At 69.4% G+C, this 14,383-nt stretch carries 13 protein-coding genes; 11 read left to right on the forward strand and 2 right to left on the reverse strand.

Annotation, left to right across the window (positions count from 1 at the left end; genetic code table 11):
- Nucleotides 1-95: 95 nt before the first annotated feature.
- Nucleotides 96-2,114 carry a GxGYxYP domain-containing protein gene (locus tag ACIA58_RS20575; protein ID WP_396405318.1) on the forward strand — a complete coding sequence of 673 codons (2,019 nt, stop codon included), beginning with the start codon at nt 96-98 and terminating at the stop codon, nt 2,112-2,114.
- A 4-nt stretch (nt 2,115-2,118) separates the two neighbouring features.
- Here the strand turns inward: ACIA58_RS20575 and ACIA58_RS20580 are convergent, their stop codons facing one another.
- Nucleotides 2,119-2,751 (reverse strand): hypothetical protein, encoded by a 633-nt coding sequence (locus tag ACIA58_RS20580; RefSeq protein WP_396405319.1) that lies wholly within the window; start codon nt 2,749-2,751, stop codon nt 2,119-2,121.
- Between the two features lie 63 nt (nt 2,752-2,814).
- On the opposite strand from ACIA58_RS20580, the gene ACIA58_RS20585 reads away from it, so the two are divergent.
- The 7 genes from ACIA58_RS20585 to ACIA58_RS20615 all read left to right on the forward strand — a co-directional run bounded on the left by ACIA58_RS20585 (nt 2,815) and on the right by ACIA58_RS20615 (nt 10,157).
- Nucleotides 2,815-3,606 (forward strand): GNAT family N-acetyltransferase, encoded by a 792-nt coding sequence (locus ACIA58_RS20585; protein WP_396405320.1) that lies wholly within the window; start codon nt 2,815-2,817, stop codon nt 3,604-3,606.
- A 45-nt stretch (nt 3,607-3,651) separates the two neighbouring features.
- A complete protein-coding gene (locus ACIA58_RS20590) occupies nt 3,652-6,264 on the forward strand; it encodes an accessory Sec system translocase SecA2 (RefSeq protein ID WP_396405321.1) in 2,613 nt (870 codons plus the stop codon).
- Nucleotides 6,265-6,334: 70 nt separating this feature from the next.
- On the forward strand, nt 6,335-6,970 hold the full coding sequence (locus tag ACIA58_RS20595; protein ID WP_396405322.1) for a VC0807 family protein: 636 nt from the start codon (nt 6,335-6,337) through the stop codon (nt 6,968-6,970).
- Complete coding sequence (locus ACIA58_RS20600; protein ID WP_396405323.1) at nt 6,967-7,218, forward strand: hypothetical protein; 252 nt, start codon at nt 6,967-6,969, stop codon at nt 7,216-7,218. The genes ACIA58_RS20595 and ACIA58_RS20600 overlap by 4 nt, the downstream gene beginning before the upstream one ends.
- Nucleotides 7,215-8,150, forward strand: coding sequence for a hypothetical protein (locus tag ACIA58_RS20605; protein ID WP_396405324.1), 936 nt, complete (start codon nt 7,215-7,217; stop codon nt 8,148-8,150). The genes ACIA58_RS20600 and ACIA58_RS20605 overlap by 4 nt, the downstream gene beginning before the upstream one ends.
- Nucleotides 8,151-8,427: 277 nt before the next feature.
- Nucleotides 8,428-9,852, forward strand: coding sequence for a replication-associated recombination protein A (locus ACIA58_RS20610; protein WP_396405325.1), 1,425 nt, complete (start codon nt 8,428-8,430; stop codon nt 9,850-9,852).
- Nucleotides 9,849-10,157: a nuclear transport factor 2 family protein gene (locus tag ACIA58_RS20615; protein ID WP_396405326.1), complete on the forward strand. Its 309-nt coding sequence runs from the start codon at nt 9,849-9,851 to the stop codon at nt 10,155-10,157. Before ACIA58_RS20610 ends, ACIA58_RS20615 begins: the two co-directional genes overlap by 4 nt.
- Before the next feature lie 44 nt (nt 10,158-10,201).
- Here the strand turns inward: ACIA58_RS20615 and ACIA58_RS20620 are convergent, their stop codons facing one another.
- Entirely contained in the window at nt 10,202-10,888 is a 687-nt protein-coding gene (locus tag ACIA58_RS20620) for a hypothetical protein (protein ID WP_396405327.1), read from the reverse strand.
- Between the two features lie 149 nt (nt 10,889-11,037).
- On the opposite strand from ACIA58_RS20620, the gene ACIA58_RS20625 reads away from it, so the two are divergent.
- The 3 genes from ACIA58_RS20625 to alaS are packed head-to-tail and all read left to right on the forward strand — an operon-like array spanning nt 11,038 to nt 14,356.
- A complete protein-coding gene (locus ACIA58_RS20625) occupies nt 11,038-11,448 on the forward strand; it encodes a DUF948 domain-containing protein (RefSeq protein WP_396405328.1) in 411 nt (136 codons plus the stop codon).
- Complete coding sequence (locus ACIA58_RS20630; protein WP_363874653.1) at nt 11,445-11,681, forward strand: DUF6167 family protein; 237 nt, start codon at nt 11,445-11,447, stop codon at nt 11,679-11,681. The genes ACIA58_RS20625 and ACIA58_RS20630 overlap by 4 nt, the downstream gene beginning before the upstream one ends.
- A 5-nt stretch (nt 11,682-11,686) precedes the next feature.
- On the forward strand, nt 11,687-14,356 hold the full coding sequence (gene alaS, locus ACIA58_RS20635; protein ID WP_396405329.1) for an alanine--tRNA ligase: 2,670 nt from the start codon (nt 11,687-11,689) through the stop codon (nt 14,354-14,356).
- The last annotated feature ends 27 nt before the right edge of the window (nt 14,357-14,383 follow it).

The raw sequence follows: 14,383 nt of genomic DNA on the forward strand, positions 1-14,383 counted from the left end.
TGGGTCACGGTGTAACGAGCTCTGTACACACCGTCTTGGCGTTGCTACTGTCCGGCCTGATTTGACATCGATGTCAACCTCAGGGAGTGGTCACGATGGTTTCGAGACGAGCGTTCCTGGCGGGCAGCGGTGCGGTGACGGTGGGAGGTCTGGGGCTCGTCCCGGGGTTCGCAAGTTCAGCGCAGGCTGCGGTTTCATCGACGTCCGGCAGCCCTGCCCGGCTGCTGCCGGTGTTCAACCGCCCGAAACACCTGGATTACGGCGACGTCAGCAAACTCAGCGGGGGAGACCAAACCCTGCTGACAACGTTGCAAGGCATCGTCAACCGGACCGAGCCGGAGCTGTACTTCATCTACGACACCGGGACGCAGAGCGTGCCGGACGCCAAATGGCTGACCGACCTGCGTCTGCCGGCCACGTTGTACAAGAACCCGCTGGACCTGGTCGCGAAGTACCGCCATCGCGTCCGCGGCGCGATCGTGTACGACCCCGCCGTACCCGACTCGCTGAACGTCGCGACGACCCTCGCCGGTCTGGAGAACGCGGTCGTCGCGGACGCCGATCAGGCCAAGGCGTACGGGTTGCGGATCGTGAAGGACCTGCGCGGGATGTTCGACGACGACCGGGTGAAGACCTACCGGTGGCAGCTCGACAACCTGTTCCCGCGCGTCACCAAGCAGCTGCTGGCCGGCCTGCCGCCGACCCGGGTGGTGAACGTCGAGGACGTGCAGTGGCTCGAGATCGCCCGTGAGACCCGGCAGATCCGCGACTCGTCGAACCGCGGCAACTTCGATCTCGACGTCTCCGCCAAACTCGGCAAGGAGAAGGTGTTCGTCCGGTTCCAGGACTCGTTCACCGACGACGGCTGGGGTCCGTCGGTCTCCGAGGTCTGGGTGAAGGCCAACGGCACGGAGATCGCGCACTTCAAGCCGAACACCCCGGAGGAGGCGCAGTACCTCTTCGACGGCGCCAACTCGAGCATCGGCGGCGACGCCAACCGGTTCAGCGACGGCGGCGGCTACTTCATCTACGGCTTCGAACCACCCGCGGGGACGACGTCCCTCGTCGTCACCGTGACGATGTGGAACCAGTACCTCGTGACCGCGACGGACACCGCACCGACCCGCGTCGAACCGTTCCCGTACTTCCGCGACTACGTGGTAGCCACCAAGGCCCTGGTGAGCTGGCTGCCACCGGGTGGAGATACCGGCGACCTGCTGATCGAGCACTTCGCCAAGTGGCCCACGCTCGCGCCGTACATGGGCTGGTTCGCGAACGACGTCTCCGGTGAGTGGGACGGCGTCGACCTCGCGAGCAAGGGCGGTTCGCCGGTCATCGCGGCCGACTTCTACATGAACGGCACGGTCCACGCCGGCACGGCCGCGCCGATCTCCAGCAAGCCCCGGCCGATACGGCGGATCGCCAAGCCGAAGAACAAGGTCTATCTGACGCTGACCTTCGGCGAAGGCGACAACATCCAGTACTGCCAGCGCCGGCTACGCGACATCTGGGACGACCCGAAGCGCGGCGAGGTGCCGACCAACTGGACCATCAGCCCGTTGCTCGCCGAGGCCGGTCCGAACATCTACAGCCATTACCAGCGCACCGCGACCGCGAACGACTTCCTGGTCTGCGGCCCGTCCGGCGGCGGGTACACGTATCCAGCCTCGTGGACCCCCGCCGAGCTCACGAAGTACCTCAAGATGACCGGCGACTTCATGCGCCGCACCGCGCTGGACGTGGTGTACGCCTACAGCGGCCGGCAGGACGACAAGTGGATCCTGCTGTCCGAGGAGATCGCCAAGGGGTACGCCGACTACACGCCGACCAAGGGGATCATGCAGACCTGGGACGGCGATCCGCTGACCGTCCGCCAAGGTGGCGTGCCGGTCACCGGCGGCTGGGGCGCACCCGGTAAAGCCGTCGAGTTCAAGGCCGCACTGGACCAGCGGATCGCGAGCTGGGACGGTGCGAGCCCGCTGTTCATCTCGGGCCTGATCGGCGCCTGGAACTGGGCGCCGGCCGATATGGCCGAACTCGCACCGTTGCTCACCGATCCCTACGAACTGGTCCTGGGCAACACGTTCTACGACCTGCTCAACCGGGTGCTGTAGGCAACTACCAGCGGTGGGCGACGTCGATCACCAGCCGGCCGCCCGTGCCCGGCCCCGTCAGCGTGAACACGCGGAACGGGAGCCGGGCGCGGACCCCCAGCCCGAGTGTGGTCTGCCCCTCGAAGCTGCCGGCGAACGCAACCTGCCGGAACGTGCTGTATCCGGCGACGTCGGTCAGCTCCTTGCCGTTCTTCGGCGCGTACGTCGGCTTGCCGGTGTCGATGGTGTACGCCGGTGCGCGCACGACGATCTGCAGTCGTGAACCGCCCCGGAGCGGGACGAGAGCGCCGGAGCCGTCCTGGCGGACGCTGCTCACATAGCGAACGTCGTACCCGGTGGCTCCGCCGGTCAGATCGATGACGAGCCTGTCGTAGCAGGTGTGGCGTCCGCTGCGGACGTTGGTGACCGTCGTCGGCACGCTGGTCAGCGGCGACCGGACGTGGTTGTTGACCTCCGGCAGCGACCCCCAGCCGCGCGGGCAGGACGCGGTAGCGGTCGTGACGGAGGCGGCGACGGACGTGGCGTGGGGGGCGGCGGACGATCCGGTCAGGGCCGGCGCGGCGAACGCGGCGGCGGGGACTGCCATCACTGCGAGTGCGGCGAGGATCGTCTTGCGGGAAATGTGGTGGATGTTCATGATGTCCCCCCTCTCAGGACAATTTGTTAGACGCCGGAGTCCCGCTATTGGTTGACTTCGGGAATGACCCCTGACGAGCTGCTCGACCTGTTCCACCGCCGGATCCGGCTACCGGACGCGGATGCGATCCCCGGCTGGAAGCAGGAGCACGAGGGGCTGGTGCATCGCTCGTACGTCGAGGGGCCGGACGGCGCCGGTTTCGTGGAGACGCCGCGCGGGCTGGGCGACGACCCGGACGCGGTGATCGCGGCGGAGCTGGCCTTCTTCCAGAACAAGAAGCTGCCGTTCGAATGGAAGACGTTCGCGTACGACGAGCCGGCCGACCTGGGGGAGCGGCTGGTCCGGCACGGATTCAGCAAGCAGGAGCCGGAGACACTGATCCTCGGCAAGGTGGACCGGATTCTCGAGCGGCCGTCCGCGCTGCCGTCGAAGGTGCGGTTGCGGGAGGCCGACGGTGCGGCCGATTTCGAGCGGATCGCCGTACTGACCGACAGTTTGTGGGGCAACGGGCTGGCCCGGATCGTGGAGCAGCTGCAGGACGAGGCGCGGATGTTCCCGGATCGGCTCTCGGTCTTCCTGGTCGAGGACGTACTGAAGCAAGGCCCGGCGGTGTCGGCCGCCTGGATCCGGTTCCACCCGGGCACCGGGTTCGCCAGCCTCTGGGGCGGCGGGACGCTACCTGAGTGGCGCCGCCAAGGGCTCTACAGTGCGCTGCTCGTCCATCGCGCCCGGCTGGCGAAGGAGCGCGGGTACGAGTTCCTCCGGGTGGACGCCTCCGAGGACTCCCGCCCGATCCTCCAGAAGCTCGGTCTCCACGCAGTTACAACCACGACACCGTACGAGTGGACACCCTGACCTGACGAGCGGAACGACCGGCTGACGCTGTACGTTGCCTGCATCATGGCCCTGAAAATCGCTTCTCGCTTCCGCCGGCTGCTGCAGCGCCCCGGCTCGATCGATCTCGGCCCGTACGAACGGCTCACCCAGCTGGTCGGCGAGGCGGAGGAATCGGTCCAGTCCCTGACCGACGAAGAGCTCACCGAGGCGGCCACGGAGCTGCGGACGACCGGTGGCCTGCACGAGGACGAGCAGATCGAGTTCCTCGCGCTGGCCCGGGAGGCCGGTCAGCGGGCGCTCGGCGAGCGGGCCTTCGACGGTCAGGTCGTCGGCGCGCTGGCGATGCTGCAGGGCCGGGTCGTCGAGATGGCGACCGGTGAGGGCAAGACGCTGGCCGGAGCGATCGCCGCCGCCGGGTACGCGATCGGCGGCCGCAGGGTGCACGTGCTGGCGGTCAACGACTACCTGGCCAAGCGCGACGCCGAGTGGATGGGCCCGGTGTACGAGCTGCTCGGCGTCACCGTCTCGCACGTCGGTCAGGCGTCGACGCCGGAGGAGCGCCGCGAGGCGTACCAGGCTGAGGTCTGCTACGTCCCGGTCAACGAGATCGGGTTCGACGTACTGCGCGACCGTCTCGTCACCGATGTGGTCGACCGGGTCACGGTCGAGGCGGATGTGGCGCTGGTGGACGAAGCGGATTCGGTGCTGATCGACGAGGCCCGCGTGCCGATGGTGCTGGCCGGTGCGACCCGGTCCGAGGCGCTGGACGATGACGTGGTCCAGCTGGTCCGGACACTGCGCGCCGGTGTCGACTACGAGATCGACGGCGACGGCCGCACGGTCGGGCTGACCGACAGGGGCACCGACAAGATCGAGAAGGCCCTCGGCGAGAAGGCCGAGGCGTTGGCGACCGATGAGCCGGCGACCGACGACGCAGCGCCCAGCGACGCAGCGTCCGACGACACGGACGCGGAGACGGACGCAGAGACAGACGCAGAGACAGACGCAGAGACCGACTCGGTGACCGATGAGTCGGAGACCGTGCCGGAGTTCAACCTGTACGCGGACGAGAACCTGGACCGCCTGACCCAGATCAACGTCGCGCTGCACGCCGAGGTGCTGCTGCGTCGCGACGTCGACTACCTGGTTCGCGACGGCAAGGTCAGCCTGATCAACAACAACCGCGGCCGCGTGGCCAAGCTGCAGCGCTGGCCCGACGGCCTGCAGGCCGCCGTCGAGGCGAAGGAAGCCGTGCCGGTCAGCGACTCCGGTGAGGTGCTGGACAGCATCACCGTGCAGGCGCTGGTCAAGCGGTACAAGTCCCTGTGTGGCATGACCGGTACGGCGGTGGTCGTCGGAGAGTCGCTGCAGGAGTTCTACGACGTCGACGTGGCGGTCGTACCGCCGAACACGCCGAACGTCCGCAAGGACGACCCGGACCGGCTGTACCTGACGGTCGAGCAGAAGAACGAAGCGCTGGTCAAGCACATCGGCGTCGTCCACGAGTCCGGGCGCCCGATCCTGATCGGCACCCACAGCGTCGAGGAGTCCGAGCAGCTCAGCGACAAGCTCGCGGCGGCCGAGATCGAGCACGTCGTACTGAACGCGAAGAACGACGCCGAAGAGGCGGCGATCATCGCCGAGGCCGGTGTGCCCGGGACCGTGACGGTGTCGACGCAGATGGCCGGCCGCGGTACGGACATCCGGCTGGGCGGCAAGGACGAGTCGCACGACAAGGAGAAGGCCATCGAGCTCGGTGGCCTCTACGTGATCGGTACCGGTCTGCACGCGTCGCGACGGCTGGACGACCAGCTGCGCGGTCGCGCCGGACGTCAGGGCGACCCGGGCGGCACGCTGTTCTTCGCGTCGCTCGCGGACGAGCTGGTCACGCGGTACTCCGTTTCGTCCGGTCTGCGGCCGCACCCGGACGACACCGGACGGCTGACCGACCGCAAGTCGATCGGGATGCTCGAGCACGCGCAGCGCGTCGCGGACGGCGCGAACGCGGAGCTGCACCGGACCACCTGGCAGTACAACCGGCTGACCGGGCAGCAGCGGGCGATCCTGCTCGAGACCCGGGAGAAGGTGCTGGCCGACGACCTGGCCGCGACCGAGCTCGCCGAGCGGGCCAAGGAGCGGTACGACGAACTGGTCGACGAGGTCGGCGAGGACGTGGTGAAGGCCGCCGCGCGCCGGATCGCGCTGGGTCACCTGGACCGGCGCTGGACGGACCACCTGGCCTACCTGGCGGACCTGCGTGAAGGCATCCACCTGCGGTCGCTGGCCGGCGGCATCGTGCACCTGAAGCCGATCGACGAGTTCAACAAGTCGGCGATCGCGTCGTTCGACACGCTGATCGAGGACGCCTGGAAGGACGCGGCGGAGACGTTCGGCACGGCGGAGATCACCTCCGCCGGACTGGACGAGGAGGCCAGCGGGATCCCGCGGCCGACCGCGACCTGGACGTACCTGATCAACGACAACCCGTTCGGCACCGAGGCGGACCGGATCCTCGGCCGCCTGCGCAACGCGATCAAGCCCGAGTCGGCCGCCGAGCCGGAGGAGATCCTCGACGAGGAGTTCGACCCGGAAGACCTCCCGGAAGAACTGCGCGACGCCGACGACGAGGGCGACGATGCGGACGACGACGAAGAGAAGTCGGGCAAGAAGGACTGAGACTTTGGTCTAGGGGTGGGCAGCCGTCGGCTTGATGCGGGCCGGCGGCCGGCCGGGCGACGCTGTCGGCATGCCCACCACGCGGAAAGGCCGATGGCTCCTCGTCGTCGACGTCGCGATCCCGCTCGCCTTGTACTACGGCCTCAAGGCGCTCGGTGTCAGCGACCTGATCGCACTGCTCGCCGGCGTGATCCCAGGTCTGATCAGTTCCGCCGTCTCGCTCGTGCGCGAACGCCGTACGGACCTGGTCGGGATGGCCGTCGTCGTCAGCATGGTGGCAAGCACGGTCGTCGCGGTACTGGGTGGGGATGCGCGGCTGCTGCTTGTCCGCAACGCGTGGATCAGCCTGCCGTTCGCCGGCATCACCTTGTGGTCGCTGCGGCACCCGCAGCCGCTGACGTACATCGTCACCCGCGCGATGTTCGCGCGCCGGGCCGCGCTGATGGACGAGCTCTGGGAGACGAGCGCGCCGTTCCGGCACGCCTGGAAGTGGATCACCGTGTTCTGGGGAATCGCGTCGATCGTCGACGCGATCGTGCGCGTCGCTCTTTCCTACACGCTGCCGATCTCGGTCGTCCCGGCGCTCGACCCGGTGATCACGATCGCCACCATCGTCGTGCTGCAGGTGCCGACCATCGTGCTGTTGCGGCGGAGCGGCACTTACCACCTCGTGTTCGCCCCTCGGCGTCCTACAGTCGTCGGATGACGGAGGACAACCTTTCGCAAGGGCGCATGCGTGAGTTGCTCGACTCCGGGGAGGCGACGCCGATGCTCGCCGGGACGGAGGTCGGTCCGACCTGGTACGCCGGCCGCTGGTGGTACGTCCCGGTCGAAGCCGCGGAGGACGCCGACTACCAGCCGGCCGACCCGGACAAGTCCGAGCGGTTCGACAGCCTCCGGCGCCGCGCGGAAGCCGTCGAGCGAGTACAGGCGGAGCTGGACGGCCGGCCATGACTCCGCGGGCCGAGCTTCGCGAGCCGGGCCGGGACGAGCTCGCCGCCGCCCAGCAGGTGGTGGATCTGTTCGCCGCCGAGGCCCTGCTGGCCCTCGACCGGTACGAGCAGTCCTTCCCGGCGGCTGCGACCGACAAGGCCAGACGTACCGCGGACCGGCTCGCGCACTGGTGGCGCAGGCTGGACGTGGACGACGTACGCCTGGATCCGAACGGGACGGACGCCGAGCAGATCCTCGCGAAGGCGGCCGAGCTGTCCCTCGATCCGGACAACGACTGGGGCGTGAGCCTCGAGGAGGCGTCCGCCCAGGCGGTCAACCGGGCCGCGATCGAGGGCAGAACGCTCCCGGTCAGCAGCATCGCGGACCTCCGGCAACAGTTCGAGGACGCGTACGGCGGGCGCGCGGACGTCCCGTCCCGCGACGACGAGTGGCTGGCCCGGTCGCTGACCCGGTTCGCCCGCGCGAGCGTCCTGCGGGATGTGGTCGCCGAGGGAGCACACGTCCGGGTGAGCGGACCGCTTCGCGAGGCTGCCGACGACCTCGTCCGGCAGGGGCAGCAGTTGATGGACGACCGGATGAACCTCGCCCGGCGCCAGGAGGCGCCGATCAGCCGGCGCGAGGTTCTCCTCCGGCAGGCGCGGATGACCTCGGCGTTCTTCGCCTACTCGATGAGCGTCAGCCTCACCGGTGCCCCGCTGTGGGCCGAGCTGGCGATGAAGGCGCCCGCGCTGGCGGCGTACGCGAAGGGCACCAGCGACGCCTGGGTGGACCACAGCAACGCCGTCGCCACCCGACTCGACCCCGCGCAGGCGCAGCTCCGCTCCGTCCGCAAGGGCCTCGCGGACGGCCTCGACTCTCCCATCCCCGCAACCCGCCGCGACACCCGGGCCCTCCGTGGCGCCCCCACCCACCGCCCCACCCAAGGCCGCTGACCCGCCGGCTCGCCTCCGGCCGCCTCCGGCCCAACGCCGCCTCCGGCCCAACGCCGTCTCCGGACCCGGCTGCCCCGGTCCACCGCTGACCCTCGGCCCACGTCTACCCGACCCCATCCGCCCCCTGTGCCGGCTCCGCTTCGCTCATGGCGGCTTTTCGGAAGGAATGTGGCGCTCGGTGACCAATTCTTTCCGCGAAGGCGGGGATCGGCTGTGCCGAGGATGGCTGGGGCGGGCGTCTGACTGGAGTGTCGGTGGGGCTGGTTAGGCTTCTGGGGTGAGTGAAGGCTTGTTCGATCTTCCGGGTGCTCCCGCGCCGGCCCGTGGTGGCGGGAGCTTGGCGGATGTGGATCACACGGCGGCTCCGTTGGCGGTGCGGATGCGGCCGCGGAGCCTGGATGAGTTGGTGGGGCAGCAGCACCTGCTGGCCCCTGGTTCGCCGTTGCGTCGGCTGGTGGAGGGAGACCAGCCGATGTCGCTGCTGCTGTGGGGTCCGCCGGGGACGGGCAAGACCACGATCGCGGCAGTGGTGTCGCACCAGACGAACCGGAAGTTCGTGGAGCTGTCGGCCGTCACTGCCGGCGTGAAGGACGTGCGGCAGGTGATCGACGGCGCTCGCCGCGACCTGTCCCGTGCGAGCGGTGCGGTGGAGACCGTGCTGTTCATCGACGAGGTGCACCGGTTCACGAAGGCGCAGCAGGACGCGCTGCTGCCAGGCGTGGAGAACCGCTGGGTGACGCTGGTCGCCGCGACCACGGAGAACCCGTTCTTCTCGGTGATCTCGCCGCTTCTGTCCCGCAGTCTGCTGCTCACGCTGGAGTCCCTGACCGACGACGACATCTCCTTGCTTCTCGATCGCGCGCTTTCCGACGAGCGGGGGCTCAACGACGACTTCGAGCTGGCGCCGGACGCACGCGACCACCTGCTCCGGATGGCCGGCGGAGATGCCCGCCGCGCACTCACGTACCTGGAAGCCGCGGCCGGCGGTGCCCGCGCCAAGCACGAGCAGGCCGTCAAGTACGAGCAAGCCACCGACGGCACGTCGGACGAGGCGCCGGAGCGGGCGGTCATCGATCTGGTGACCTTGGAGACGGCGGTCGACCGGGCCGCGGTGCGGTACGACCGGGCCGGCGATCAGCACTACGACGTGGCATCGGCGCTGATCAAGTCGATCCGGGGCTCCGATGTCGACGCGTCGATGCACTACCTGGCCCGGATGATCGAGGCGGGGGAGGACCCGCGGTTCATCGCCCGGCGACTGGTGATCTCCGCGAGCGAGGACATCGGCATGGGCGACCCGACCGCGCTCGGCGTCGCGGTCGCCGCCGCCGACGCGGTGCAGTTGATCGGCATGCCGGAGGCGCGGATCAACCTCGCGCAGGCGGTTGTCGCGCTGGCGCTCGCGCCGAAGTCCAACGCGGTGATCATGGCCGTCGACGCCGCGATCGCGGACGTGAAGGCGGGCAAGGTCGGCCCGGTCCCGCCGCACCTGCGGGACGCGCATTACTCCGGCGCGAAGAAGCTCGGCCACGGCTCGTCGTACGAGTACTCGCACAACGACCCGCGTGGCGTCGTACCGCAGCAGTACGCCCCGGACGTGATCGACGGCACCGACTACTACAACCCCACCCGGCGCGGCGGCGAGGCGGCGTACGCCGATCGGGTCGCGGCCATCCGCAAGATCCTCAGGGACCGGAAATGAGCCGGACCGCGGACCACGTCGTCGCCTTCAACCAGGCCGTCACGACCGGCGACTGGGCCACGTTCGCCGAGCGGTTCGCCGAGGACGCCGTCATGAGTTTCGTACAGGTCCCGGCCGGTCCGTTCGAAGGTCGGACGGCGATCGCGGCGGCGTACCGGGAGAATCCGCCGACCGAGACGATGGCGCTGCTCGACGACGGCGAGGAACTGGCGCGTTTCCGCTGGTCGGGCGGCGGTACCGGCTCGATGGAGCTCCGCTGGGCACCGGACGGGGCCGTTCAGGCACTCACGGTGAGCTTCGACTGAAGCGTTCGAATGGGTAGGCTCCTTCACGGCCTGGGGGCGAAAGGTTAGCGAGTGAGGCAGTTCCACATAGGTCGACATGTACGGAAGTTCGGAGCGCGGCACAGCCGACGGCGCGCACCGGTCGTGAAGCTGGCAGTGGCCGCGGCGGTCGTGGTCGCCGTGGGCGGCGTCTGGTTCTTCTTCCCGTCCGGATCGCACGACACCGCCGACACACAGGCGTCGCAGCCGACCGGTCCGTCCGGTCCGGGCGAGCGGTCGGAAGGTACGTCGAGGTCGAGCACGCGACCGTCGTTCCCGGTCGGGAAGCCGTTGCTCCCGATCCCGACGTCGTCACCCAGCCCGTCGGCGACCGGAGTCGCACCGCCGTGGTCCGTCCTGGCGCCACGACCGAGCCGATCCACCACCGGGCGAACGACGCCGACGAGCCCCGGGCCCACGACTCCGGAGCCGACGACCTCGCAGGCGACCGAACCGGTCACCCCACCGCCGACGACCCCCGGCCCGGTGACCCCCACCACGCCCGCCCCGACCCCGACCACGACAAGCCCGACGAGCCCGACAAGCCCGCCGAGCACACCGGCAACCCCACCTTCCACGACGCCGGCTCCGACCCCGACGCCGGCGACCCCGACGGCCGCGACTCCGACGCCGGCGACCCCGACTTCGACCTCCCCGGCCACGACCCCCACGCCGTCGCCGTCCCCGGCCGGAAACCTCGGCCTCCAGGGCATCACCGACCTGTTGAGCCGGTTTGGTGGGCGACTGTGATGTGAGGGATGGTGTCCTGGAGCAGAGTGCGGTATGGCCGCGCGATAGGGTCGGGCGTCCATAGGGCACATCAGCTCACAACGGGCTCGCTACGGGAAGGTGGATCGTTTCCATGAGCGTCGGTGAAGTCGCGGGGCTGATAGCTGCCTGCGCGCTGCTCATCCTGGTAGGCCTGCTGGCTTATCCGATCCTGAAGCTGGGCAAGGTGTTCGACGAGACCCGGATCATGGTCAAGGGCGTCTCCGACTCCAGCATCCCGCTGCTCGGCGAGGTGACCACCACGGTGGCGACCACGAACGCCCAACTGGCGAAGGTGGACACGATCACCGACAACGCCACGACGGTGACCACCAACGCGGCCGCGTTGATGTCGCTGTTCTCGGCCACCGCCGGCGGCCCGCTGGTGAAGGCGGCCGCGTTCACGTACGGCGTGCGCCGCGCGCTCGGCGAGCAGCAGCGCAAGGACGTGAGCCGCCGGGTCAAGGAAGAGATGAAGGCCGAGCGGAAGGCGCGGAAACGGTGAAGCGGATCATCTGGCTGATCATCGGGATCGCCGTCGGCGTGTATGCCGTCACCCGGCTGAAGAAGCGTGCCAAGGTGCTCGCCCCCGAGGGGATGCAGGAGTCCGCGGCCAAGCTGGCCGCCGCGGTCCGGCACTTCGGCGACCAGGTCCGCGAGGGCATGGCCGAGCGGGAGACCGAACTGCGCGACGCGCTGGGTATCGAGACCACAAACGATCGTGAGGACTACCGGTAACACCCATGGAAACCAGTGAGATCAGGCGGCGGTTCCTGCAGTACTTCGAGGACCGGGGCCACACCGTGGTGCCGAGCGCACCGCTGCCGTCGCCGGACCCGAACCTGCTGTTCAACGTCGCCGGCATGGCCCAGTTCGTCCCGTACTTCGTCGGCCAGCAGACCCCGCCGTACGCGCGCGCGACCAGCGTGCAGAAGTGCGTCCGGACGCTCGACATCGACGAGGTCGGCAAGACCACCCGGCACGGCACGTTCTTCCAGATGAACGGCAACTTCTCGTTCGGCGACTACTTCAAGGAAGACGCCGTCAAGTTCGCCTGGGAGCTGGTCACCAAGCCGCAGAACGAAGGCGGCTACGGCTTCGACGAGTCGGTCCTCTACGCCTCGGTCTACTACGAGGACGACGAGGCGATCGACATCTGGAAGCGGGTCGCCGGTCTGCCCGACGACCGGATCGTCCGGCTCGGCATGAAGGACAACTTCTGGTCGATGGGCATCCCGGGTCCCTGTGGCCCGTGTTCGGAGATCCTGATCGACCGCGGCCCGGAGTTCGGCGCGGACCGGGACTGGGAGGCGGGCGACCGCTACCTGGAGTTCTGGAACCTGGTCTTCATGCAGAACATCCGCGGCGAGGGCGGCGGCAAGGACGGCTACGAGATCCTCGGCGAGCTGCCGAAGAAGAACATCGACACCGGTCTCGGCCTGGAGCGGGTCGCGTACCTGCTGCAGGGCGTCGACAACATGTACGAGATCGACGAGATCTACCCGGTGATCGAGCGGGCCTCCGAGCTCAGCGGCCGCAAGTACGGCGCGGAGCACGTCGACGACGTCCGGTTCCGTGTGGTCGCCGACCACGTCCGCAGCGCGCTGATGCTGATCGGCGACGGTGTCACCCCGGGCAACGAGCAGGGCGGCTACGTACTGCGCCGGCTGCTCCGCCGGGCGATCCGCTCCATGCGGCTGCTGGGCTACGAGGACCCGAGCCTGGTCGAGCTGCTCCCGGTCAGCCTCGAGCAGATGAAGAAGTCCTACCCCGAGCTCGAGCCCGACTTCGGCCGGATCAGCCAGGTCGCGTACGCCGAGGAGGAGGCCTTCCGCCGGACCCTCACCGCCGGGACGAGCATCTTCGACGTCGCGGTCAAGGAGACCAAGGCAGGCGGTGCGCACCAGCTCGAGGGCGCGAAGGCGTTCCAGCTGCACGACACCTACGGCTTCCCGATCGACCTGACCGTCGAGATGGCGGCCGAGCAGGGCCTGAACGTCGACACCGAGGGCTTCCGCTCCCTGATGAAGGAGCAGCGCGAGCGGGCCAAGGCCGATGCCCGGGCGAAGAAGGCCGGCCACGCGGACACCTCCGGGTACCGCGAGCTGCGCGAGAAGGGCGTCACCGAGTTCACCGGCTACCAGGAGCTGTCCAGCGACTCCCAGGTGCGCGGTCTGCTCCGCGAGGGCGCGGTCGCGTCGTTCGCCGAGCAGGGCGAGACCGTCGAGGTCGTGCTGGAGAAGACCCCGTTCTACGCGGAGTCCGGCGGCCAGATCGCGGACGAGGGCCTGATCGTCGCCGACGGCGTGAAGCTGAAGGTGCTCGACGTGCAGCGGCCGGTCAAGGGCCTGATCGTGCACAAGGTCGAGGTCCTCGAGGGTGTGCTGCGCCCCGGCCTGGACGTGCACGCCGCGGTCGACCACGAGTGGCGGGTCTCGGCGTGCCAGGCGCACTCCGGCACACACGTGGTGCACGCCGCGCTGCGCCAGGTGCTCGGCCCGAACGCGTTGCAGAGCGGTTCGTACAACAAGCCCGGCTACCTGCGGCTCGACTTCGCGTGGTCGTCGGCGCTGGACCCGTCGACCCGTTCGGAGATCGAAGAGGTCGCGAACCTCGCCGTACGGCAGGACCTCCCGGTGTCGGCGCAGTACATGACACTGCCGGAGGCGCGGGAGTGGGGCGCGCTGGCGCTGTTCGGCGAGACGTACGACGAGCAGGTGCGGGTGGTCGAGATCGGCGGCCCCTGGTCGCGTGAGCTCTGCGGTGGCACGCACGTCAAGCACTCGTCGCAGGTCGGCGCGGTGACCGTCACCGGCGAGTCCTCGGTCGGCGCCGGCGTACGGCGGATCGAGGCGTTCGTCGGCATGGAGGCGCTGCACTACCTCGGCCGCGAGCGGGCCCTGGTCCGGCTGCTCAGCGAGAACCTGAAGACCCGGCCGGAGGAGCTGCCCGCGAAGGTCGCCGACCTGGCCGAGCGGCTGCGTGCGGCCGAGAAGGAGCTCGAGCGGGTCCGCGCCGCTCAGGTGCTCGAGGCCGCCGGCGAGCTGGCCAAGGACCCGAAGGACGTCTTCGGCGTCCAGTACGTCGGTCACCGTGCGCCCGACGGGGTGAACGGCGGGGACCTGCGCAAGCTGGCCCTCGACATCCGCGGCCGGATGGCGAGCGACAAGCCGGCCGTCATCGCCGTGCTGAGCGTGAACGACGGCAAGCCCGGTGTGGTGATCGCCCTCAACGACCTCGCCCGCGAATGGCGGCTGAAGGCCGGTGACCTGGTCCGGGTCGCGGCCGAGAAGCTCGGCGGTCGCGGCGGTGGCAAGGACGATGTCGCGCAGGGCGGCGGCACGGACCCGGCCGGCGCCGACGAGGCCCTGGCGGCGGTCGAGCACACCGTCGGCCACCTCGTCACCGGTTAGCCGGGACTAGCACAGATGAGACCACGG

The sequence above is a fragment of the Kribbella sp. NPDC051586 genome, assembly GCF_044453965.1.
Classification (GTDB): Bacteria; Actinomycetota; Actinomycetes; order Propionibacteriales; family Kribbellaceae; genus Kribbella.

Excerpts from the sequence above, each read along its gene's own strand:
- ACIA58_RS20595 (WP_396405322.1), top strand. The coding sequence starts at position 6,335 with ATGCCCACCACGCGGAAAGGCCGATGGCTCCTCGTCGTCGACGTCGCG.
- ACIA58_RS20575 (WP_396405318.1), top strand. The coding sequence starts at position 96 with ATGGTTTCGAGACGAGCGTTCCTGGCGGGCAGCGGTGCGGTGACGGTG.
- ACIA58_RS20580 (WP_396405319.1), bottom strand. The coding sequence starts at position 2,751 with ATGAACATCCACCACATTTCCCGCAAGACGATCCTCGCCGCACTCGCA.
- alaS (WP_396405329.1), top strand. The coding sequence starts at position 11,687 with ATGGAAACCAGTGAGATCAGGCGGCGGTTCCTGCAGTACTTCGAGGAC.
- ACIA58_RS20600 (WP_396405323.1), top strand. The coding sequence starts at position 6,967 with ATGACGGAGGACAACCTTTCGCAAGGGCGCATGCGTGAGTTGCTCGAC.
- ACIA58_RS20620 (WP_396405327.1), bottom strand. The coding sequence starts at position 10,888 with ATGCCCTGGAGGCCGAGGTTTCCGGCCGGGGACGGCGACGGCGTGGGG.
- ACIA58_RS20590 (WP_396405321.1), top strand. The coding sequence starts at position 3,652 with ATGGCCCTGAAAATCGCTTCTCGCTTCCGCCGGCTGCTGCAGCGCCCC.
- ACIA58_RS20585 (WP_396405320.1), top strand. The coding sequence starts at position 2,815 with ATGACCCCTGACGAGCTGCTCGACCTGTTCCACCGCCGGATCCGGCTA.
- ACIA58_RS20605 (WP_396405324.1), top strand. The coding sequence starts at position 7,215 with ATGACTCCGCGGGCCGAGCTTCGCGAGCCGGGCCGGGACGAGCTCGCC.
- ACIA58_RS20615 (WP_396405326.1), top strand. The coding sequence starts at position 9,849 with ATGAGCCGGACCGCGGACCACGTCGTCGCCTTCAACCAGGCCGTCACG.
- ACIA58_RS20625 (WP_396405328.1), top strand. The coding sequence starts at position 11,038 with ATGAGCGTCGGTGAAGTCGCGGGGCTGATAGCTGCCTGCGCGCTGCTC.